The sequence below is a fragment of the Sporomusa intestinalis genome (assembly GCF_055383785.1).
Genome location: NZ_AP042390.1, coordinates 3,768,736 through 3,790,241 on the forward strand (window position 1 = coordinate 3,768,736; position 21,506 = coordinate 3,790,241).

General features: G+C 53.6%; 17 protein-coding genes, 2 rRNA genes and 1 other annotated feature. Of the genes, 2 read left to right on the forward strand and 17 right to left on the reverse strand.

Annotated features, from left to right (window positions below; genetic code table 11):
* Positions 1-325 precede the first annotated feature (325 nt).
* The 7 genes from rrf to ACZ481_RS17805 all read right to left on the reverse strand — a co-directional run bounded on the left by rrf (position 326) and on the right by ACZ481_RS17805 (position 7,226).
* Positions 326-442: ribosomal RNA gene (gene rrf, locus ACZ481_RS17775) — 5S ribosomal RNA — on the reverse strand.
* Positions 443-610: 168 nt separating this feature from the next.
* A 16S ribosomal RNA gene (locus ACZ481_RS17780) occupies positions 611-2,268 on the reverse strand.
* A gap of 953 nt (positions 2,269-3,221) precedes the next feature.
* Complete coding sequence (locus ACZ481_RS17785; protein WP_464766668.1) at positions 3,222-4,526, reverse strand: phenylacetate--CoA ligase family protein; 1,305 nt, start codon at positions 4,524-4,526, stop codon at positions 3,222-3,224.
* Between the two features lie 25 nt (positions 4,527-4,551).
* Positions 4,552-5,748, reverse strand: coding sequence for a sodium:solute symporter family protein (locus ACZ481_RS17790; protein ID WP_464766669.1), 1,197 nt, complete (start codon positions 5,746-5,748; stop codon positions 4,552-4,554).
* Between the two features lie 44 nt (positions 5,749-5,792).
* A complete protein-coding gene (locus ACZ481_RS17795; protein WP_464766670.1) occupies positions 5,793-6,131 on the reverse strand; it encodes a sodium:solute symporter family transporter in 339 nt (112 codons plus the stop codon).
* A 20-nt stretch (positions 6,132-6,151) separates the two neighbouring features.
* A complete protein-coding gene (locus ACZ481_RS17800) occupies positions 6,152-6,259 on the reverse strand; it encodes a symporter small accessory protein (protein ID WP_464766671.1) in 108 nt (35 codons plus the stop codon).
* 47 nt (positions 6,260-6,306) lie between these two features.
* Positions 6,307-6,614 (reverse strand) — a binding site (T-box leader).
* A gap of 141 nt (positions 6,615-6,755) precedes the next feature.
* Positions 6,756-7,226 carry a DoxX family protein gene (locus tag ACZ481_RS17805; RefSeq protein ID WP_464766672.1) on the reverse strand — a complete coding sequence of 157 codons (471 nt, stop codon included), beginning with the start codon at positions 7,224-7,226 and terminating at the stop codon, positions 6,756-6,758.
* Between the two features lie 167 nt (positions 7,227-7,393).
* On the opposite strand from ACZ481_RS17805, the gene ACZ481_RS17810 reads away from it, so the two are divergent.
* Positions 7,394-8,347 carry an NAD(P)-dependent oxidoreductase gene (locus ACZ481_RS17810; protein WP_464766673.1) on the forward strand — a complete coding sequence of 318 codons (954 nt, stop codon included), beginning with the start codon at positions 7,394-7,396 and terminating at the stop codon, positions 8,345-8,347.
* Between the two features lie 195 nt (positions 8,348-8,542).
* Positions 8,543-10,456 (forward strand): sigma 54-interacting transcriptional regulator, encoded by a 1,914-nt coding sequence (locus tag ACZ481_RS17815; protein WP_464766674.1) that lies wholly within the window; start codon positions 8,543-8,545, stop codon positions 10,454-10,456.
* Between the two features lie 68 nt (positions 10,457-10,524).
* Here the strand turns inward: ACZ481_RS17815 and ACZ481_RS17820 are convergent, their stop codons facing one another.
* From ACZ481_RS17820 to ACZ481_RS17865, 10 genes are all read right to left on the reverse strand, one after another.
* Positions 10,525-11,580, reverse strand: a complete 1,056-nt coding sequence (locus tag ACZ481_RS17820; protein ID WP_464766675.1) for a 2,3-butanediol dehydrogenase — start codon at positions 11,578-11,580, stop codon at positions 10,525-10,527.
* A 342-nt stretch (positions 11,581-11,922) separates the two neighbouring features.
* Positions 11,923-13,521 carry a lipoyl protein ligase domain-containing protein gene (locus tag ACZ481_RS17825; RefSeq protein WP_464766676.1) on the reverse strand — a complete coding sequence of 533 codons (1,599 nt, stop codon included), beginning with the start codon at positions 13,519-13,521 and terminating at the stop codon, positions 11,923-11,925.
* A gap of 97 nt (positions 13,522-13,618) precedes the next feature.
* A complete protein-coding gene (locus tag ACZ481_RS17830) occupies positions 13,619-14,503 on the reverse strand; it encodes a radical SAM protein (RefSeq protein ID WP_464766677.1) in 885 nt (294 codons plus the stop codon).
* Positions 14,496-15,569 (reverse strand): radical SAM protein, encoded by a 1,074-nt coding sequence (locus ACZ481_RS17835; RefSeq protein WP_464766678.1) that lies wholly within the window; start codon positions 15,567-15,569, stop codon positions 14,496-14,498. The genes ACZ481_RS17830 and ACZ481_RS17835 overlap by 8 nt, the downstream gene beginning before the upstream one ends.
* A gap of 43 nt (positions 15,570-15,612) precedes the next feature.
* Positions 15,613-16,698, reverse strand: a complete 1,086-nt coding sequence (locus tag ACZ481_RS17840) for a geranylgeranyl reductase family protein (protein ID WP_464766679.1) — start codon at positions 16,696-16,698, stop codon at positions 15,613-15,615.
* Positions 16,682-17,812 carry a lipoate--protein ligase gene (locus ACZ481_RS17845; RefSeq protein WP_464766680.1) on the reverse strand — a complete coding sequence of 377 codons (1,131 nt, stop codon included), beginning with the start codon at positions 17,810-17,812 and terminating at the stop codon, positions 16,682-16,684. The genes ACZ481_RS17840 and ACZ481_RS17845 overlap by 17 nt, the downstream gene beginning before the upstream one ends.
* A 1-nt stretch (position 17,813) precedes the next feature.
* Positions 17,814-18,224: a glycine cleavage system protein H gene (locus ACZ481_RS17850; RefSeq protein ID WP_464766681.1), complete on the reverse strand. Its 411-nt coding sequence runs from the start codon at positions 18,222-18,224 to the stop codon at positions 17,814-17,816.
* 24 nt (positions 18,225-18,248) lie between these two features.
* The gene (locus ACZ481_RS17855; protein WP_464766682.1) at positions 18,249-19,424 is read right to left on the reverse strand and encodes a (Fe-S)-binding protein; all 1,176 of its coding nucleotides are present in this window, start codon (positions 19,422-19,424) and stop codon (positions 18,249-18,251) included.
* Entirely contained in the window at positions 19,421-20,881 is a 1,461-nt protein-coding gene (locus tag ACZ481_RS17860) for an FAD-binding oxidoreductase (RefSeq protein WP_464766683.1), read from the reverse strand. The genes ACZ481_RS17855 and ACZ481_RS17860 overlap by 4 nt, the downstream gene beginning before the upstream one ends.
* A 203-nt stretch (positions 20,882-21,084) precedes the next feature.
* Entirely contained in the window at positions 21,085-21,504 is a 420-nt protein-coding gene (locus tag ACZ481_RS17865) for a glycine cleavage system protein H (RefSeq protein WP_464766684.1), read from the reverse strand.
* Between the last annotated feature and the right edge of the window lie 2 nt (positions 21,505-21,506).

Below are 21,506 nucleotides of genomic sequence, written 5' to 3' on the forward strand. Positions count from 1 at the left end.
CTGTCTATCGCGCATCATCTACTTCGTTGTCAGTCCGGGCGCTCTCTTCGACGTACTTCCAGTACGACTCCGTTCGCGTCCTCCCTCCGCCTCGCAGCTGATACACGCTAGCCAGTTTCGCCTCAACTTAAACTTTGCTTGTGCTCGGTTTAAGTTTTGTTTTAATAAATCTTAATTGCGCTTCGTTAAGGTACTTCACATATTTGCATATGAGAGGTACTTTTACTTGCTTTCTTCTGTGCAGTTTTCAAGGAACAGCGGAACATCTATGTTATCACAACCACTTGTGTATTTCAACAAGCAGGTTGTGGAACTTTTGTTCCGGAACCAGCAGCTTCCTAATCTCCCGGGCCGTTTCCAGCCAAGTACCTTCGGCGTTTGTGGGCTTAACTTCTGTGTTCGGTATGGGAACAGGTGGAACCCCACAGCTATCGTCACTGGATCTTTTGTTGTCAGGAATATCTATGTTACCATCGTCGCTTGTGTTTTGCAACAAGTAACTTTTGCTAACAGACCATTCCCTCAAAACCAAACAATGTAAATGGTTTGCATCAACCAGATGTACCGACCTGGAAGTTGTTTGGGTGTTAACCCAAACGCTTCTCCCTAGAAAGGAGGTGATCCAGCCGCACCTTCCGATACGGCTACCTTGTTACGACTTCACCCCAATCATCGGCCCCACCTTCGACGGCTAGTTCCATTTCTGGTTACCCCACCGGCTTCGGGTGTGACTGACTTTCGTGGTGTGACGGGCGGTGTGTACAAGGCCCGGGAACGTATTCACCGCAGTATGCTGACCTGCGATTACTAGCGATTCCGACTTCACGGAGGCGAGTTGCAGCCTCCGATCCGAACTGAGAGCTTGTTTCTGCGTTTTGCTTGCCTTCGCAGGTTTGCTTCGCTTTGTTTAAGCCCATTGTAGTACGTGTGTAGCCCAGGACATTAGGGGCATGATGACTTGACGTCATCCCCGCCTTCCTCCGCATTCTCTGCGGCAGTCTCCCTTGAGTTCCCGCCTTTACGCGCTGGCAACAAAGGATAAGGGTTGCGCTCGTTGCGGGACTTAACCCAACATCTCACGACACGAGCTGACGACAGCCATGCACCACCTGTTTTCGCGTATCCGTAGATAGGGATCTATCTCTAGACCTTTCGCTCAATGTCAAGCCCTGGTAAGGTTCTTCGCGTTGCGTCGAATTAAACCACATACTCCACCGCTTGTGCGGGCCCCCGTCAATTCCTTTGAGTTTCAACCTTGCGGCCGTACTCCCCAGGCGGGGTACTTATTGCGTTAACTCCGGCACAGAAGGGGTCGATACCCTCTACACCTAGTACCCATCGTTTACGGCCAGGACTACCGGGGTATCTAATCCCGTTCGCTCCCCTGGCTTTCGCGCCTCAGTGTCAGACACAGTCCAGAAAGTCGCCTTCGCCACTGGTGTTCCTCCCAATCTCTACGCATTTCACCGCTACACTGGGAATTCCACTTTCCTCTCCTGCACTCAAGCCTGACAGTTTCCTGCGCCCATACGAAGTTGAGCTTCGCACTTAGACACACGACTTATCAGGCCACCTACACGCCCTTTACGCCCAATAATTCCGGACAACGCTTGCCACCTACGTATTACCGCGGCTGCTGGCACGTAGTTAGCCGTGGCTTCCTCCTTTGGTACCGTCATTACCCTATATTGTTCACATAGGATACGTTCGTCCCAAACGACAGAGCTTTACGACCCGAAGGCCTTCTTCACTCACGCGGCGTTGCTCCGTCAGACTTTCGTCCATTGCGGAAGATTCCCCACTGCTGCCTCCCGTAGGAGTCTGGGCCGTGTCTCAGTCCCAGTGTGGCCGTTCATCCTCTCAGACCGGCTACTGATCGTCGCCTTGGTGAGCCGTTACCTCACCAACCAGCTAATCAGACGCAGACCCATCTCTCAACGGTAGCTTCTTTGAGAGGCCACCTTTCTTATCTCAGTCATGCAACCAAGATACCACATTCGGTATTAGCACCACTTTCGCGGTGTTGTCCCCAATTCAGAGGCAGGTTGTCTACGCGTTACTCACCCGTTCGCCACTATCTGCTGTACAACACCAAAGGCTCTGTGTTGGCACTTTTATTTTGCGTGAAGCGCTCTCTATCGTTCGCGCTTGACGCTGTCGGATTTCACCATCACTTAACTCTTGGTGTTGAACAGCAGACCGTTCGACTTGCATGTGTTAGGCACGCCGCCAGCGTTCGTCCTGAGCCAGGATCAAACTCTCCAATAAAGTTCATAGTCTTGCGACTATATATATTGAAGCCGTTTTATCGGCTCAATTCAATCAAAATTGTTGTTGGTTGTGCTGCAAGCAGCACACCGCACATCTGGCTTTTATGATGCATTTCTTTACATTGTTCAGTTTTCAGGGAACGACGTGCACGGATGCGCTAGGATCACGGGCGTATCATGGACGATACGCTCTGCCCGGGACCGACGCGCATGGATGCGCTAGGATCACGAACACCATACTGTTCGGACCGGTATTTCTCATTTGTTAACCGACAAGATATTATAATAGCATTTTCATCTGTTTATGTCAATCATAATTTTCTTGCCAATTATTGCCGCCACTCATCAGCGACTTTTATAGATTACCATGAACTTCTCATTATGTCAAGTAATTTTATAAATTATCTTTGAGGCCAAACTACAAAATTAAAAATAAAATACCACTACCAATCGGCAGCGGCAGGAAAAGAATATATCTAAATAGACAACGCACCGGATTATTGTCTAGTACCTCATCTTTCTTAAAATCGAGGGAATAGTTTGCGTAGATTTTCTCGCAATGCAAGGCGGAGGAGCCGCGCATATCGGACATATGTAAGGCGACGACAACGAAGCAGTGCGGGAAAAGATGCGCAAAATATCCTTGGTTTTAAGGGAGATGAGGTACTAGTAGCTTGTCAGTTCTAAAACAGTAGAATAATGGCGAGGCTATTTTTCGCAAACCAAGGCGGAGGAAGGAGGCATAGCGGACGTATGCCGACTGACGACAACGAAGGGTTGCGGGAAATAGACCATCAGTATTCACTGGATTAGGGCTGACAAGGTACTGGTATTACTTAATATTAGATATTAGAGCTTTATCATACCGGTACGTCATCTAGTTAATTTTACAGGTTTAACTATAACATGGAAATATGACAAATATATGACAAATACTCTTTTATATGACAATTATTCTTTTACGTTTCTCAAGTCTACAATTCGCTTGGCTTTCCCTTCCGAGCGGGCTATCGTTCTCGGCTGTACTAATTTTACAGTAGCATCAATCGATAATATGACCCGCAGCTTATGTCGAATTATATCTTGCAGGCCTTCCAGCTTGCGAAAATCTTCTAATAAAGTATCATCAGCCAGTTCAACCATGACCTCCATATCATCGAGGTAACCTTTTTTGCGAACAATGATATTATAATGAGGGCCGATTTCCCGGATACCCACCAATACACTCTCAATCTGTGAAGGAAAAACATTTACCCCCCGGATTTTAAGCATATCGTCAGTACGGCCCTGCACCTTTGTCATACGCACCAGCGTCCTGCCACACTGGCAGGGTTCCGGATTAAGGCTGGTGATATCACGGGTCCGGTAGCGCAGCAGCGGCAAGCCTTCCTTAGTCATAGTGGTAATGACTAGTTCCCCCATTTCGCCATAAGGCAACGGTGTACCGGTCACTGGATCAATAATCTCCGGATAAAAGTGATCTTCATTAATATGCAGCCCGGCCTTACACTCACATTCTCCCGATACGCCAGGACCAATTAATTCGCTCATACCATAGTTTTCAACAGCATTGATGCCCCAGATCCGTTCTATTACCTGGCGCATCTCTTCCGAGCAGCCCTCGGCCCCGAACAAACCCAACCGGACAGAAAGCGACCGGATATCTATCCCCATACTATGGGCAGTTTCAGCGAGATAGAGGGAGTACGACGGTGTACTTACTAATATAGTAGTGCCGAAATCCTGCATCATCATAATCTGCCGTTCCGTATTGCCCGTAGATGCCGGCACAATAGTAGCGCCAAGCCGTTCCAGTCCATAATGCAGCCCGAACGCGCCGGTGAAGAGCCCATACCCAAAAGCGACCTGCGCTACATCCTCTTCCTTCGCCCCGGCAGCAACAGCCAGCCGTGTCACCATATCAGCCCATAATTCAATATCCTGCCTGGTATAGCCCACAACAGTTGGTTTGCCGGTAGTACCAGAGGAAGCATGCAAACGGACAATTTTTTTTAAAGGTACGCTGAATAAGCCATAGGGATAATTGCTGCGGATATCGTCTTTGGTGGTAAAGGGAAGCAAACTCACATCCTGCAAAGAGCGGATATGATGTAATCCTACCCGTGCATTGTCTAACGCCTGACGGTAAAAAGGAACATTTTCGTAAACTCGCCGTACTACGTGCTGCAGCCTGGTCAGCTGCAGTTCGGCCATCTTGCCGCGTTCCAGGCATTCTGCCTCAGGATTCCATATCATAACCTCTAACCTTCTCTCAATATATTTATCTGCCTTCCGTCACAGTCCGCGGCACAGGCTGAGTTAACAAACTAACGGCAACAAGCACTAAGGCACTAATCGGCAGGGTAATGACCAGCGGATCAATATATGTCCAGGGGGCGAGCGCCACAGTATTCACGCCGAACAGCTTAAAACACAGGCCAAAAATAGTGGCCTCTTTCTCATGCACAAATAATACCAGAACGAGGTAAATTACCGATGCGATGACCATGCTGGCAATGGCACCGGCCGGGGTAATTTTGGGCCAGTATAACGCGGCTGTATACATAGGCAGAAACGCCGAGGTACACAGGCCGAAAAACAAGGCGGTAGCTACAGCGATTACACCGAACGGCAGCTTTAATGCCAAAGCACTGGTGAGAACAAAGCCAAACAGCGTACCAAGCCGCGCCAGCAGGAGAGTCCGCTTGTCGCTTTGCCCCTGGCTGGGATTTAAATCATAGGAAATTGACGTGGAGATAATATGAAACTGACCGCTTAAGGTCGACATGGCAGCCGACAACAACGTAAACAAAAATAAATATTTGAGCCATTCCGGCATCGCCTGGGTAATAAATAAGGGAATGATTTTGTCAACATTCGGCGCCGCCCCGCCAACTGCGGTTGCCGCCAAGGCCAGCGTGCCGCTCTGTTCCATAAAATACACATTGGATAATGCCCCGACAGTGAAGGCCACACCGGTCATGAACAAAATGAATAAAGCACCGATGCTTAACCCTTTGTAAATATCCTGCGAACTGGCTACAGTCATAAAACGGACGACTAACTGTGGCTGGGCCAAAACACCAATGCCAACACCAAGAATCAAAGTAGAAAAAACAAACCACCATATTTCCGACCCCACAGCCGGCATAGCCGTCCAGCCCTGGTGCCCTTTCGCGGCAAGTCCAGCCGGCACAAGCTGCTTTAACGCTTCCAGTTTGCTATGAGCGGGAGTGACACCACCTAGCAGGGAGTAAGTCAGGACTATCAGGGCCGCCATACCGGCAAACATAATCAGCCCCTGCATAGCATCGGTGTAAATAACCCCGCGCAGTCCGCCAAAAAAGACATACGCAAGGACAATGAGCGCAAAGATTGCCAAAGCTAAGGTGTAACTCATATTTAGGGCTTCTTCCATATACCGGGCGCCGCCAATCATGACTGCAGCGGCATACAGCGGCATAGTCAGGCTGATCATGCCGGCAGCAAACTTCCTGATAAAGGGCGAATCGAAACGAGCGCCTAAAACTCGGGAAATGTTTTGACCTGCAGGTTATGGGCGATCTGACGGGTTCTGACACCAAAGAAAACAAAAGCAATAAAAACGCCTATGAATATGTTAAATGCCGTCAACCACAACAAGCTCATGCCATAAACACCGGCCGCCCCGCCAAAGCCAACAATGGCCGACGTAGAAATAAAAGTAGAGCCATAGGCCAAAGCCATCAGTACCGGATGTACATTTCCGCCGGCAATCATATAATCTTTGGCTGATTTGGTATGCCGGTAGCCAAGATAACCGAGCAATACGGTCATCCCCAAATAAACTGCCAGCATTACATAGAGTAACTGATTATCCATAAACATTCCCTCCCGGATAGTTAATCTGCTTTTTTGCCTTTCCAAATTGCATATATAATGCAAAGAGCCGTAGATCCCAGACAGGCGGCATACGCCAGAGCAATCCAGGGATCGCTGAAGCCAAACATCTAAATCACCTCCTGTAAAAAAAATAACTCCCGTCCCTTATGTAAAAATAAGGGACGGGAGTTTTATTCCCGCGATACCACCCTTGTAGAGCCGTTAAACTAACGCTGAGCGGCTCCGCCTCTGCAGAGTACGGGTAAACACAAGTATTGAACCGGTTTACCGATACCCCCTTCCTGATAACGGCGGAAGTTCCGGCCACACCTACCAAATTCATAAACTAACTAGATAGTTTAGCGAACTCTTCAGCTAGCAACTCCGAGGTGTACTTCACGATTCAACCCCAGGCCGGGCTCACACCGCCGCCGGCTCTCTGCGCTGCAATTGAATGCTACTTCTCCTCTTCACAGTCTTTAGGATAGTTATATCTAATTGTAATCACCAATTGAACCTTTTGTATTTTTTAAACATTGTTGTTACTTTTAGTTTAATATAACAATACATATGTTTTTTGTCAAGCAAATTTTCTCAAGAATTCCATTTCCTAGCGGCCCCTCGCTATCTTCTACTCATCCGGTTTTGCGGCTCGGACGATTCTTCCATTCCCAGCAGATAATCCAGACTGTACTTTCCCGGTCCGATAAAAGCCGCAGCAAAAAAGCTTAACCCATCCTCCAATGCCTGGGAGGCTTTCTGCAAGCCCTTGCCATCCAGCATCTGGCTGGCAAACGCAACCATCATATTAGTGAACAGCAGGAAACAGGCCGGGCGATAAAATAAGCCGACCGCAAACAACAGGCCGCCGCCAAATTCGGCGAAGCTGGCCATAAACCCCCAGAAACCCGGCGCAAACTCAATGCCGAAAGTACCCACAGCTTTGCCAAGACCGGCCCATCTTTCCGGACCGCCGATAATCTTTGGCCAGCCATGCCACATAAACATCCCGCCTAAGCCCAGCCGAAAAATAAGGAGAGCCAGATCCCGATAGCGGGAAAGAAACCGGGCAAATAACCGCAGAGACTGTTTCATCTCATCAAGCTCCTTTATTGCTACCAATTCATCTTATATAAGTTTACCTCGTTTGCGGCCAAAATATATGAGTCAGCCTGCTACCTAAAGCTGCCAATAAGTTGACAGGCTCCTAAGGCAATAATATACTAAATTTGTAAATGTTCTCAATACAAAGGGGGGTAACTATGAAAACAGTATTTCTCAACTTAGCTAAGCTGGACTTTGACAACAAACTGGATTTTTCCCGGTTAACACAACAAACGACGGTGACAAAATATGCTGCCAGCAGTGACAAAGAAATCTTGGACAGGGTTAAAGACCAAAACATTGTCATTACCAAAGAGTTGCCGGTAGGCAAAGATTTGATTGCTCAGTTTCCGCCTTCTGTCCGTCTCATTTGTGAGGCAGGCACCGGTTACAACAACATTGATATTGCCGCTGCCAGAGAAAAGAATATTACGGTTTGCAATATTCCCGGCTACAGTACGGAGGCCGTTGCCCAACTGGCCATCACTTTTATCCTGAGCCTCAGTGCCTCGTTAACCCAGCAGCAGACCATGCTTAAACAGAAAAATTACGATAATTTCACCAAACACTTGCTGGTACCGCATATGGAGATTCAGAATAAAACTCTCGGCATTATCGGCGCCGGCAGCATTGGCCGTCAGGTGATAAAAGTTGCCTTGGCCCTCGGCATGAACATCCTTGTATATAACAGAACGCCCAAAACGTGGGACGATCCGAAGATAAAGTCTGTTCCTCTGACAGAACTGCTTGGCCAAAGTGATTTTATTTCCCTGCACTGCCCGCTTACCCCTGATACCAAACACCTTATCAACAAAGAAACCTTAAGCCTGGTAAAACCATCGGCATTCATTATCAACACCTCCCGCGGCGCCCTGATCAAAGAAAGCGATTTAATTGCCGCTTTACAGGCCGGTACTGTCGCCGGCGCCGCCCTGGATGTGCAGGACCCGGAACCGCCGGCCCTGGATAACCCCTTATTCACAATGAACAATGTAATCCTCACCCCCCATATTGGCTGGAAGCCATATGAAGCCAGACAACGCCTGATCAATTTGATCGGCGACAATATCGCAGCCTTTATCCAGGAAAAACCCATTAATGTCGTGAGTTAGCCAAAATACCGGGGCCGGCCTAAAACAATTAGGCCGGCCCCGGGTCTACAGTGAATACCCCCTGCCCGCATATAAAAGCACTGTGTTCAGCCTGTTTTCCGCAAGACAAAAAGCCATTTTTACGTTACAATATATGTAGTGGCAATCATTACCATCCTTGTTGCTTTGGTCATCACTGTTAATGAGGAGGCACTGATGATAAAGATAACTAATGTAAAATTACAAAACCTGATTAACTCCTCTTTCTTGCAGGAGTTTCAGGACAATTTCGCTTTAAGCGTGGGCGTGGCCAGCTTGATCGAAGATAACCAGGGACAAGCGCTAACCTGCCCCAGCTGCTTTTCCACGTTTTGTAAGGAAATCCGCACAAGCCCGCTGGGACTAAAACGGTGCCTGGCGGACGACATGCGCGGCGCCGCCCTGGCAGTGCAAACCGGCAAGCCGGCAATATACCAATGCCATGCCGGCTTAATTGATTTTGCCGCCCCTATCCTCCTTCACGGCCAGGTACTTGGCACAATATTCGGCGGCCAGGTGTTAACCACACCCCCAAACCCGGCTGCCTATCATAAGGCCGCCAAAGAATTGGGGGTTGATGCCGCCAAATATCTGGCGGCCATAAAAGAAATCCCGGTAGTGACCACAGAAAAGATTCATGCCGCGGCCAGGGTCCTGTTTTCAGTTGCTAACACCTTATCCCAGAACGCCTACCAAACGCTGCGGCTAAAAGAGACAACCCGGGAAATAGTTTTGTCCTATAACCGGCTGGAAAATATATTTAACACCATGTCGGACGGAGTTTTAATTATTGATGATAAGGGTATCGTCAAACAAGTCAACGTGATTGCCGAAGAGATCTTTGACAGACCCGGGCCTGAACTTCTTAATAAATCGGTGAAAGAACTTATGGGCAGTGAACCTCCGTTTATCGAGAATATTTATAAACTGCAGACTGCCTATACGGATTTTGAAATCTTCATTGACGCCAGCTTAGGCCGCCTGCACTGTCTGTCCTCAGGCCGCCCCATCGTTGATGATGAGGGGGAATTGTCAGGGGCCGTTATCCTCCTCCGCCCCATGAAAATAGTGCATAATCTGGTGAACCGCCTGAGCGGCGCCCAGGCCACCTTCCGGTTCGGCAATATTATCGGCCAGGGCCCGGCCATACGCAAAACGGTGCAACTGGCCACCCAGGCGGCGGCAGGCGTATCCAACGTACTTATTGAGGGAGAGAGTGGTACAGGCAAGGAGGTTTTTGCCCAGGCCATCCACAATCAGAGCGCCCGGCGCAAAGGACCTTTTGTCGCCGTCAACTGTGGCGCCATCCCCCGCGAGCTGATGATAAGCGAGCTGTTTGGCTATACGGAGGGGGCCTTTACGGGCGCACGGCGGGGGGGCAGACCGGGAAAATTCGAGTTTGCCTCAGGCGGTACGATTTTTCTTGATGAAATCGGCGACACGCCGCTCGAACTGCAGGTGGCTTTACTCAGGGTAATCCAGGAACGGAAGATTACCCGTATGGGTGACAATAAAGTTATTCCCGTTGATTTAAGGATTATCTGCGCCACCAATAAAAATCTGGCCCAGGAAGTTGCCAAAGGCAACTTTCGTCAGGACCTCTATTACCGGTTAAATGTTATCTCCCTGAAAATTCCGCCGCTGCGCGAACGCCCGGAGGATATCCCGCTGATATTCAAGTATATGCTCAATACGATGGGCCGCGAATGGGGCAAAGCCACAAAAAAAGTTGATCCGGCAGTAATTGCGCTTTTGCAAGAATATCACTGGCCCGGTAATATTCGCGAATTACAGAATATTGTGGAAAGAGTGATTAGTATTGCCGAAGAGGATATCATTAAGCCTGAGCATTTGCCTGACCACCTGGTAACGCCGGCCGGTTTACCGGTCGCGTATCTGACCTCACCGTCCAAGCAGGACGATATCTGCGCCCGGGAGAGGATTAAGCAAGATCTAAACGAGAAAGAGCGCCAGCAAATCGTCGACTACTTGCTCAATGCCAGCGGCAATATCAGCCATGCGGCCAAACAAATGGGCATCGCCCGCAGTACGTTGTATCGGAAAATGCGCTACTATAATTTATCAGATTAAAGCCTTATGCCCAAATAACAGGCCGGAGATGAAGTTGCAGCCAACTTACATCCCCGGCCTGATTTAGGTTAACAGGGTTTTACAATCACCTTGATATTTTGTTCTTTGCGATGTACCAGTTCTTCAAACCCTTTCTCGACAATGTCATCAAGGCTTATCTTACCGGTAATCAGCGGCTCAACGTTAATCCGGCCGTCAGCCATAAGCTGAATGGCCGGCGCAAACTCACCGTAATAAGCCAAAGAGCCCACAACCTCTCTTTCGGTAAAAGACAACGCGTTGAAATTCAGGACAGAAGCCTTTTCAAAAATACCGACAATAACCACCTTACCGGCCGAACGGGCCAGTTCGAGGGCCACAGGCGCCGTTTTATCACTGCCCACACACTCAAATACTACATCGGCGCCGCCGTTGGTCAGCGCCTTTACCCTGGCAACCACATCGCCCTCTGTCGGGTCCAAAACGGCCGTGGCCCCGGCCTTTAAGGCATATTCCTTTCTGGCTTTGGCAACCTCTACCGTATATACCTTACTGGCCCCGGCCGCCTTGGCGCACATCAGGGTGGCAAGACCGATTGTCCCTGCCCCCATAATGACCGCTGTATCCCCCTGAACCAGGGGCGCCCGCCGTACGGCATGCATCCCTACCGCCAGCGGCTCAATGAGTGCGGCGGCCTCATAGGACATGTCGTCGGGAATCTTGTATATTGTGTAGGCCGGCACATTTACATACTCGGCAAAAGCCCCGTCCGTCATCAGGCCGGTAAAGGCCAGTTTCTCGCACAGACTGTAACGGCGCTCCCGGCAGCGCGGGCACTCCCAGCACACCTGACAGGCGTCAGGCGCCACCCGGTCGCCAATGGCTACATTCGTCACCCCGGTGCCAACCTCTACCACATCGCCGGAAAACTCATGCCCGAGAATGACAGGGGCCGTACTGCCGGTCAGGGCATGGGGCTTATCTACAGGGATGAAGATCGGACCGGCAAGATACTCGTGCAGGTCTGAGCCGCAAATTCCACACCACCGCACCTTGACCTTGACCCAGCCGGCTTGCGGGCTGGGCGGCTCAGGCACATCCATAACCCGCACATCTTTTTGACCATACCATACTGCTGCTTTCATTCCAACTCCCCCTTTAGTCAAGGATTCTGCATCCTCACAGTTTCTACTTTTGCAAAAAACGTGCCAGCAGCAGAGAGTGTCCGGGAGCCCTAAAGCGCTCTAATTAACTCAATATTTTTATAATTATCAACATTCAGAACATTAGTTTGTAGCGTTCTGTTCCATAATTATCCATAACTGTAGCCCTGCCGATCACCGGTGCTACAAGAAAAGACTCGGCTTGTGCCAAGTCCTTGCGGACGATGCCCTGTAGGTTATCGTCGTTCTTATGTCCACAGAATTTTTTATAAATTCCGGTAGGCAAAAAATTCCGGCAATGCGGCCGGAGTGTAACCAATGGAGCTACCCACTACAAGGTATTGCTTGCGCGCCATATCTTGCCAGTCCCTGCAAAAGCCGCAAGATCAAATCATTTTTTAAGCGGGTCTGATTTTCAAAACGGCCCTGATACGCTGTTTGCGCCTGGCCGAGGTCATAGCACGTACTGTTGTCAACATTAACAAGGATGCCCGGTAAGCCAATCCGTTCAAAATCCCGGCCGTGCTTGACCCAGAAAGACTCGCAGCAGGTGCCGATAAAAGCCCGGCAGCCATTCTGCTTTAAAAATGCCAGCTGTGCCTCAAGCATCTCGTAATTCTGAATGGTGATTGCCGTCAAGCCGTAGTGGTCTGCCAGGCGGTAGATATGGCCAGTGTCACATTGGCCGCACCGGCCGCAGCCTTCGGTATAACGGAAGCTGCAGCCTTTGTCTTTGGCGCAGTAAGGAATAAGCAAGGGAATTGACGCCTGTGCGAACAAGTCTTGGCCCGGCCAGTCACCAACGACAGTGATCTCGTTTAGCTCTTCCGGGTAGGCGCCCCAGTCAAGAAAGCGCAGCTTGGCGGCCGCCCTGATGATGGTTTGACTAAAGTGGTCTGGCAATAATCCCGGTACATAGCCCTGATGGTTACGGAAACAAGTCTCCACGGTTGTGCTTATTACCTCCGGGTCGGCCTTAATGCCGCATAAACCGGCCTCCAGTTCTGCGATTACTGCCAGGGGATAAGCAGAAAAGTCGCCGGCGATGGCGACAGCCTCAAGTTGTTGCCGCTGCCCATCCAATGCCAGCGAAACCGTGAGTGCAGCCTGTTCCTTGGCCGTTGCCCGCAGCTTATAACAGCCCGGCGTAAGAACCTCAGCCGGACCGTCTACCCAGGCCGGCGAGGAGGTCTCGGCATAGGCCGGCGGATAAAAGCTGCCGGCGACAGCTGTGAGGCGCCCCGGTATGGCCGCAGCCTGAAAGACCTCGCAAAAACCGGCAACAATCGCCGCTTTGATGTCAGCCGGCAGCGGCGGCCGGCCGAGCACTCCCGCAAGGCTGGTACACCTTTGGCCAAACAGGGCCAGCTCTTTGTTTTTTAACTTTTCCGTAGGAATGCGCAGGGCATACAGCATCCTCTCTATATTAACATCGGCAACGCGAACGCAGCCTTGATACAAAACCGCGTTCCCCTGGCGGGTGCCGCCAAGCCAGCCAAGCTCCCGGCCGGTCACGGTTACGGCGCCGGGATGCCGGTAGTGGGCAGATACTCCCAGCCGGGCAAGCCCCCGGGCAATACCAGCACCAAGCTGCAGCGTCAGTGCCGCCAGCTGTTCACCGGCAGCTACGCCGGCACGATACACCACAACCTCCCAGCCAAGGGTTGACTCATCGCAATACACCGTATTGCCGCCGGCCAAACGGCGATTAACCTCAATCCCCTGCTCGCGGCAAAAATTGAGCCTGACCTCCTGGGCGGCGGTTTGATAGTAACCAAGCAAAACACAGTCAGACGTAAATTGATAAAAACGGAGCGTATCGGGAATTAACTGTTCCTGGCCGGCCTGTAACAAAGCTTTAGCCAAAGCCATATTCTGCGCCCCGGTTTGCGCGCCTGTGTCGATTACCTGCACCGGTCTCATCTTTTGCCCTCCTTGCCAATGTCCCGGCTGCGCTGTCCGCAGCCGGGATTCTCCAGTCAATTGCCGCGCCGCAATGCCAAGGCATCTATTTCCTTACTTAGGCCGGCAGGCCGCAGCAGGTTTCCTGATAGGTCACGGTATAGCCGAGGGAATATACATAATCCACAGTTTCACGGGCCGGATAGGCAATGGCGTTAAACCCGGCATCCACTGCCAGCCGCTCCACCGTCCGGGCGTATAGCCCCGGCGGGCGGGCACAGCCCAAGGCCAGTGGGATATCCGGCAACAGCTCCCGGGCAGCCTGGAAAACCCTGGCTACCGACTCGGCCGGCGGGGGAACAACCGCCCCCATGGGGGTATTCTGCAGGGGATTCAATAGTACCAGGACCAAACTTTCCGCCCCCTCGGCCGCAACCATCTTCAACGCTTCATATTCGCCGCGGATTTCACCGTAATGAAGACCGATAACAATATGCGGCGAGGCTTTCAGACCGGCCAGCCGGGCGGCGCGCAAACTGTTTTGATAGTCCTGGGGGGTGCGCGCCAGGTGGTATACCTCACGGATCGTGGCCCGGTCCCCGATTAGATCCAGGGCGACCCGCGCTACTGCAGCCTGCGCCAGTGCCTGGGCCAGTTCACCGGTCAGCAGCCCCGGATGGACCACAACGGCCAATCCCATGGCGGCAATCTCTTTCAGGGCCCCGGTAAAACGCTGTAGCGGCACACTGCCGTCCCGGCAGGCCCCGCCGCTGATCAACACACCGCGGCAGCCGCGCCGGCGCAGATCAGCGGCCAGTTCTATTAACAGTTCGGGTTCGGTGGCGGCCGCCATGGTATTGAGCAGCTGGCCCCGGCAGTGCTCGCAGCGGCATTGACAGGCAGAACCGGTGATACTTATGTTAACAAAAGAGTGCGCGTGATTTTGGTATAAGCCATTGTCATAATGCCGTACGCCCGGCGCATAAAAGGCAATCTTATTCATCCCAGATCTGCCCCTTAATGATATCAATATCCCCGGCTGCCGGCGGGAACGGGTAATTGCGCAAATCAGGGCCTGGCCGCTCATTGCCGTACGGCCGGTTGCAGGCCACACAGCCCTCCCGGTTGGGGCAGCCTGAGGTTCGGAACGGCTCGCCGGCGGCCAGATCATCGCCCAGCAGTTCCTGCAGCCGGCGGCCATAGCCAATGATTTTCCCGCGGCTGTTAAAGGCAAAGGCGTCGCTGGTACTGTGCCTGTTATTCAGCAGGTAGGCCGCCAGCTGAATGCGCCGGTACTGACCGTAGGCCGGCGGCTTGCAGTTCCCCAGCCGGCTGCCGGGCTCCGGACAGAACGAAAACAAGTGGGCCTGCGCCCCATATTGGTTTGCCCTGTCGATGGCCTGTACCATCGCCTGTTCCGTCTCGCCCAGCCCGACAATCAGGTGCACGCTGACCTGGCCGGAGCCAAACACCCTAACCGCTTGTTCGATTGCCTCCCAGTAGGTCTCCCACCGGTGGGGTCCGCCTGCCGCCGGCCCCCGCAGGGCGGAAAACAAGGCCGCCGTTGCCGCATCGACCGCTATCCCCACCCGGTCGGCCCCGGCGGCTTTAACCGCCTGAAAGAAAGCCCCCGCCGCCGGCAAGCTGGTGGGCGAGGCCAGGACGCTAACCGGTAACTGGCTTGCGGCCTGTAACTGTTTGACTATTGCAATGCAGTCAGCCGCCGCCCGGGGGTGAGTAATCATCGATATACAAATCCGGCCCAGTTTTTGCACTTTAGCGGCCGCAGCCTGCGGCGGCTGCAGTAAAATATCAATGATATCCGCCAGTGCGTAGACCGGCCATTTTACTCTAATAAAGGTATTTTTATCAGGTTCGGCCCACCGTTCTCTGGCCAGCCCGCAATAGCTGCAATTGGCCCGGCAGCCGTCCTGATAGGTCATTAATAGATTCAGGCTGCCCGGATAGGCGTTACGGTAGAAGCTGCCTGGCTCCAGCCCCAGCGCCATCGCGCCGGCCAGGCTGGTCTGCACATAATCCGGGCTTTCCTGTCTGCCAATATTGTCCATGGACCGGAACCCCCTCCACGTCAAATCGTTTGTTCTGTAAACTTCACTGTTGCCGGTAGTATTCGGGAAAAGCAATCCAGCTGCGCCGTATGAGCGTGCTGAAGGCCTCCGGGTCATCTGTCCAGCCCTGGTTACGGCGCAGCAGCCGGTCACCGGCGATAGCAAACTGCGTCCCGTACTCGGCCAGCAACAGGTCCGGGTAGCTCCTGGCAAGCGGCTCGCCGCCGCCATTGCGGCCGGCTTGCCGCACCACCGCCCTGGCCGCCAGCTCCCCGCTGACGACAGCATTCATAATGCCGGCCCCGGTAATGGGGTGAGTACAGCCGGCTGCGTCACCGGCTACCAGCAGATGGTCCTTGGCCAGATTTTTTACCAGGCCGCCGGCCGGGATCAAGCCGCCGGCTGACACGGAAGGCGGCCCGGCCTGTATGGTCCCCCTGCGGCTAATCTTGCGGCAGAAATCGGCCAAGGCGTATTTTAATTTATCTTTACAGCCGCCATGAATAGCCACGCCGACATTGGCGGTTTTGCCTTTGGGAAAAACCCAGCCATAGCCGCCGTAATAGGCCGGGTCAAAGTAAATCTCAGCCTGGGCCAGCGGCTTGGCAAGCAGCCTTTCCGCCTGCAGGGCAACGCACATCGCCTGGGGTTCATTGCCTAACCCTTGGCTGACGACAGAGCGGGGGCCATCGCAGCCAAGAATAAAACCGGCCCTAAGCTCCCGCGACCGGGCGCCGCTTATCAGGGTCAGTTTCCTGCCGTCAATACCGCTCACCCGGGTTGCGGCCATAATGGTGGCGCCGGCGGCCTGTGCCAGCCGGGCCTGATAGGCATCCCACAGCCCCCGGTTCAGCACAAACCCCGGGGCGCGAAGGGTACTTACCGGTTCACCGTTGATAAAGGTTTTTATTCCCTGGACAGGCTGGGCTATATCGGCGGCGCGCACAGCGGTGTGGCGCGTAATAGCAAGGGGAACGAACTCCGCGCACTGGACAGGGCTGCCAATAACCCGGCGCTGTTCAACCAGCAGCACCTTCAGCCCCGCCTGCCCCAGTCGCCTTGCCGCCATGCAGCCCGCCGGCCCCGCCCCGACGACGGCCACATCATAGTATTCAGCTGTTGGGTTCACAGCTACCCTCCGCCAGGCCGTTCCCGACCGGGTGAACTGCTCTGGCCTTCGTCACGGCCAGCAGGACGGCCTCCACAAAGTGTTCAGGCGAAACACCGGGAATCTGGGCCTGATTGGCAAGAAAAAAATTTCTAATCCGGTCAGCGATCCGCGACCTGTCGACAGGCGTATTTTTCAAAGCCGTTTCCAGGTCGTTGATCACCCGGGCCGGATACGCAAAAAAGTCACCGCTGATAAACAGATATTTGATGACGCGGAACCCTTCATCCAACCGCATCTGAATCCGGATCAGGCCGCCCGGCGCCTTATAATTGGCCAGGCAATCCACCGTATTCACTACCCTGCCGGCGTTGCCGTAAATCCAGTCCTCACTCTGAAAGTACGGCAAATACTCGCTAAGCCTGTCTGTTTCCAGCGAAGTAAGGCCGCCGGCGGTAAAATCATACCCCAGGGTTTTCTGTAAACCGGTTATAATGGCGTGCTTAATCAAACTGGCTTCCGGGACATACCCTAGCTGCTCTTGGAGCGAAGTTACCCGCTCCCGCATGGATTTGACGGCCTTGTCACTCAGTTTTTCCAGGGGAAGCCGCAAAACCCGCAGCATTTGCTCCACATCAAAATCAACCAGCAAACTGCACTGGAATACAAAAGATGCAGCTAATTCCGTGCCGCCGGTCCCGGCGATTTTGCGGCCCTGGATCTCGATATCGTTGACCGGCCTATAGGCCGCCGCCAGGCCCAGGGTCCCGAGCCCCCGGGCCATTGCTTCACATAACAGGCGGTACATCCCTTCTACCTGCCGGGGAATGCCGGGGGTATTTTTACCGGCATACAGTTCCCAGCCGATTTCCCGCCGGCCCCAGTACAGGCTGCCGCCGCCGGTAATCCGCCGGTTTATATCAATGCCATGATGCTGACAATAGGGAACATTTACCTCTAACAGCGTGTTTTGAAACGCCCCCACCAGCACGCAGGGGTTAAACTGCAAAAACCGCAGCGTATTGGGAATATGGCCCTGACTGTGGGCACCTATGATCACCTCATCCAGCGCCATGTGTTCAGCCGCGCTGCAGGGTGCAGAATCCAGAACCCGGAAAGCGGTACCGTTATCCACCCTAGGCATTTGCTTTCATTTCCTCGGCCAGCCAGCTGCGCAAACCGGCCGCCGCCATCAGCTTACCCAGCTCTTCCGGCCGGGACAGTTCAATCTCGGCAAACCAGCAGGTATAAGGCGACCGGCTGATAAGCGCCGGGCTGCCAAGCACGGTTTCATTGACGCTGGTTATCCTGCCGCTGGCCGGGGCATAGACACGGCCCACCCATTTTCCCGCCTCCAGCGACCCGCAGGCGCCGCCGCCCGCCACCGCTGTTCCCACCGGTGGCAAAGCCAGATATAAAACATCACCGGTGATCCCATGGCCATAAGGAGTCAGGCCGAATACAATCTTATTGCCCGTTTTTTTAATCCACTGGTAATGGGTATCATACAATAGGTCTTCCGGAAAATTTTCCGTAATTGCCGCCATCGGTCGCACTCCCTTTCTTCCCTGTCAAGACTCCCCTTCGACCGCCATTAACAATAATTCGGCCACATCCATCACCTGCACAGGCAGCTTTTCTGTTCTTGCCGCCTTCTCCAGCATCTGCTCACACTGCTGACAGGCTGATACGACAATCGAGGCCTTGGTGGCCGCAGCTTCCCGGATACGTTTGCAGGCTATCGCCTCCGCCAGCCCCTGGTCGGCTCCCTGCAAATTCCCGCCGCCGCCGCAGCAGGTGGATTCATCGCCATGAGTGGCCATTTCCCTAAACCGAATGCCGGGGATACTGTTAATGATCGCGCGCGGTGCATCGATAACCCCGCTGTTGCGCCCCAAATCACAGGGGTCGTGATAAGTAACCGTTTCCGCCAGTTCCCGGGGAACTAATTGCCCCGCCTGGATCAGCTCTGACAACATTTCGGTCGCGTGCACCAGCCGGAACCCCGGCGGCTCGCCCAAAATCGCCGGGTAAACATGGCTCCACACATGATAACAGGAGGCACAGCCGGTAACCAGGGTTTTCGCGCCCAGCTGCCGCACCTTTTCCACATTATGCCGGGCAAACGCAGCGATCTCCGCCCCGTGTCCGGCAGCCAGCAGGGGAAAACCGCAGCACCATTCTTCCGGGCCCAGGGTCGTAATGCTGACTTGTGCTTTGGCCAGCAATTGCACCATGGCCACCGGCACTTGCGCGGCCCGGGGGAAAAAAGAGGATACACAGCCAACAAAATAGGCGACTTCGGCCCCCTGCTCCCGGTCAAGATAATCCGGCACCTCATCAAGGTCTTCAGCCCAGTCCAGCCTGGTGGCGTTGGCGAAGGTAGATATATTCCGCCTGCTGTTCAGGTTTTCGGCCATCGCGTTATAAGCCGCAGGCGCTTTACCGGCTGTGACCAGGCTGGCCCGCAGGTCCTGCCACAGGCTTTGCAGCTCGATCCTGGCGGCACAGGCCCGGGTACAGGCCCCGCACAGGGTGCACTGGGTAATGCGCTTGGCATACTCCTCGCTGATCTTGCCAGCGCCTTTTCTGGCAAACAACTCGCGCGCCAGCGAAATCTTAGCCCGTGGCGCCGCCGACTCCCAGCCGATTTCCCGGTATACCGGGCAGTCGCTGCGGCAATTGCCGCACCGGCCGCAGATCAGGGATTCGTCAATCAAGCTTTTATAAAAGCTGCCGCTGCTCATAGCTGTTCCCTCCCGGTCCTGCCCCTGTACAGTAATCTGGTGGCTGCCAGCAAATCCATGCTCAGGCCAAACAGCGCCGGCTGCAGCAGCAGAGGGGGCTGATATCGTTTGCCGGGGTTCATGATGTTGCGGGGATCAAGCAGTTGCTTCCGCCGTTTGAGTTCGGCCAGCTCCGCCGGCGATTGGCACCGGCGCAGATACGGTGTGTTCCACAGGCCGATGCCATAGGGAATACCGCCATGGCGGGCGCCAATATCATGCAGTTTTTTTACTAAAGCCAGGCCCTGCAAATAGCCCAGCGTATCCCGTTCATCGGCATTGAACATGGTCATGACCATCGCGTGTCTTGCTGATACGATATGCCCATAGCTTGTTAGGCCCAGGCCCTGTTTCCCTGCAAAAGCCGCCATGGCGGCCAAATAGCCGGTCAGGCTCTGAAGGGGCAGCCAGATTTCTGCTCCCAGCAAGGACGGGCCTTCCCGTTTTAGTACCAAAGAACAGAACCGGTGCTGCCATTCGTGCTCCGCTTCTTCCCCCAGATCACTGCCGTCTGCCGCCTGCAAACAGCGGTAATAAGCCAGACGCAGCGCCTCCGTTTCCGCTGTGGTGCCGTCCCCGTCGAAAGCCACCGTGTAGGCAGCGGCGGCCCGCTCGCTTGCCAGCCCCAGCCGCTGCCGGAGCGAGTTGCAGCCCGGGTCACTGAAATGCAGATTAAAGGGTTTATTGGGCAAGGCTGCAGCCTGCTCAATAAAACGCTGCATTTTCCCGGCATCGGGGAAGGCGGCCAAACCATGCCACTCGGTTGCCGGACAGGGGCGCACCTGCAATTCCACTGCGGTGACAATGCCCAGCGTCCCCTCCGAGGCGGCCAGCCAGGCAAGCGGCGGCTGACTTGTTTTGTTTAATTCCCTGACACTGCCGTCAGGCAAAACTACCTGGGCGGAAATAACCTGCTCGATTACCGGACCGTATTTCAAACTGCCCAGCCCATAGCCCATCATTACCAGCCAGCCGCCGACCGTAGCGGACTGGGCGCTGCTCGGATAGGAGCAGACAGCCAGGCCAACCCGGTTTAACGCCCGTTCCAGGTTCCACCAGGTCAGGCCGGCCCCCACCCGGACAAGGTTGTTCTCCCTGTCCACGGCCAGCAGGCCGTCCATGCCGTTTACGTCGACAACGATGCCCTTCTGTGTACATACTGTGTTGAAGTAAACAGTAGAGCCCCCCGCCCTGGTGGTTACCGGAATCTGTTGCTCCGCAGCCGTCTTAACAATATAGGCTACTTCGGCCGTGGTTTGGGGCCTGATGACAATATCCGGCAGGGTAGCGGCCAGGGGTTTAACTAAAAAATCCGGTACAGGCGCCAGATCCCGCTCATAAAAACTGCGCTCGAAGCTATCGTCAGTAGCACGGTCGCCGAAGGTTTGCTTTAAGCTTGCCAGTGTTTGCGCGTTCATATTGATGCTCCTTCCTGGGAAAAGGTTGGATTTAGCGGTTAAGCTACTACCTTGTCAGCCCTAATTCAGTGAATACTGACGGTCTATTTTCCGCAACTCTTCGTTGTCGTCAGTCGGCATACGTCCGGTATGCCTCCCTCCTCCGCCTTGATTTGCAAAAAATAGCCTCGCCATTATTCTACTGTTTTAGAGCTGACAAGGTACTACTCTGGTTTTGCAAACTTTGCATGTTCCTCGGTAAAAAATTTGTCGGCGTCGTCGCCATGAATCAGCGTTTGCAGCCCGGCCGCCAGATCATCGGGTTCCATAACGCAAATCCAGCCCGCGCCGTAACTGTCGCTGTTTAACAGCTTAGGATTAGCCGGCAGTTCGCTGTTGGCCGCCAGCACCTTGCCCGCCATCGGCACCTGAATCTTGCCGGCCCACTTCCCGGACTGGATCGAGCTGAGCGTTGCCCCGGCCGCAAGAGTTTTGCCAACCCGGGGAATCCGGATAAAGGTAATCTCTCCCGCCAGTTTTTGCATAAAGTCGGTAATGCCCAGCCGGATTGTGTTGTCCTCCACCTTTACCCAGGCATGATCCCGTGTATAATAAAGCCCCTGGGGAATCTCATACTGTGCCACTA

Bases quoted from the DNA above. Each gene is read 5' to 3' on its own strand.
- ACZ481_RS17785 (WP_464766668.1), bottom strand. From the start codon at position 4,526: ATGATATGGAATCCTGAGGCAGAATGCCTGGAACGCGGCAAGATGGCC.
- ACZ481_RS17790 (WP_464766669.1), bottom strand. From the start codon at position 5,748: ATGATCAGCCTGACTATGCCGCTGTATGCCGCTGCAGTCATGATTGGC.
- ACZ481_RS17795 (WP_464766670.1), bottom strand. From the start codon at position 6,131: ATGGATAATCAGTTACTCTATGTAATGCTGGCAGTTTATTTGGGGATG.
- ACZ481_RS17800 (WP_464766671.1), bottom strand. From the start codon at position 6,259: ATGTTTGGCTTCAGCGATCCCTGGATTGCTCTGGCGTATGCCGCCTGT.
- ACZ481_RS17805 (WP_464766672.1), bottom strand. From the start codon at position 7,226: ATGAAACAGTCTCTGCGGTTATTTGCCCGGTTTCTTTCCCGCTATCGG.
- ACZ481_RS17810 (WP_464766673.1), top strand. From the start codon at position 7,394: ATGAAAACAGTATTTCTCAACTTAGCTAAGCTGGACTTTGACAACAAA.
- ACZ481_RS17815 (WP_464766674.1), top strand. From the start codon at position 8,543: ATGATAAAGATAACTAATGTAAAATTACAAAACCTGATTAACTCCTCT.
- ACZ481_RS17820 (WP_464766675.1), bottom strand. From the start codon at position 11,580: ATGAAAGCAGCAGTATGGTATGGTCAAAAAGATGTGCGGGTTATGGAT.
- ACZ481_RS17825 (WP_464766676.1), bottom strand. From the start codon at position 13,521: ATGAGACCGGTGCAGGTAATCGACACAGGCGCGCAAACCGGGGCGCAG.
- ACZ481_RS17830 (WP_464766677.1), bottom strand. From the start codon at position 14,503: ATGAATAAGATTGCCTTTTATGCGCCGGGCGTACGGCATTATGACAAT.
- ACZ481_RS17835 (WP_464766678.1), bottom strand. From the start codon at position 15,569: ATGGACAATATTGGCAGACAGGAAAGCCCGGATTATGTGCAGACCAGC.
- ACZ481_RS17850 (WP_464766681.1), bottom strand. From the start codon at position 18,224: ATGGCGGCAATTACGGAAAATTTTCCGGAAGACCTATTGTATGATACC.
- ACZ481_RS17855 (WP_464766682.1), bottom strand. From the start codon at position 19,424: ATGAGCAGCGGCAGCTTTTATAAAAGCTTGATTGACGAATCCCTGATC.
- ACZ481_RS17860 (WP_464766683.1), bottom strand. From the start codon at position 20,881: ATGAACGCGCAAACACTGGCAAGCTTAAAGCAAACCTTCGGCGACCGT.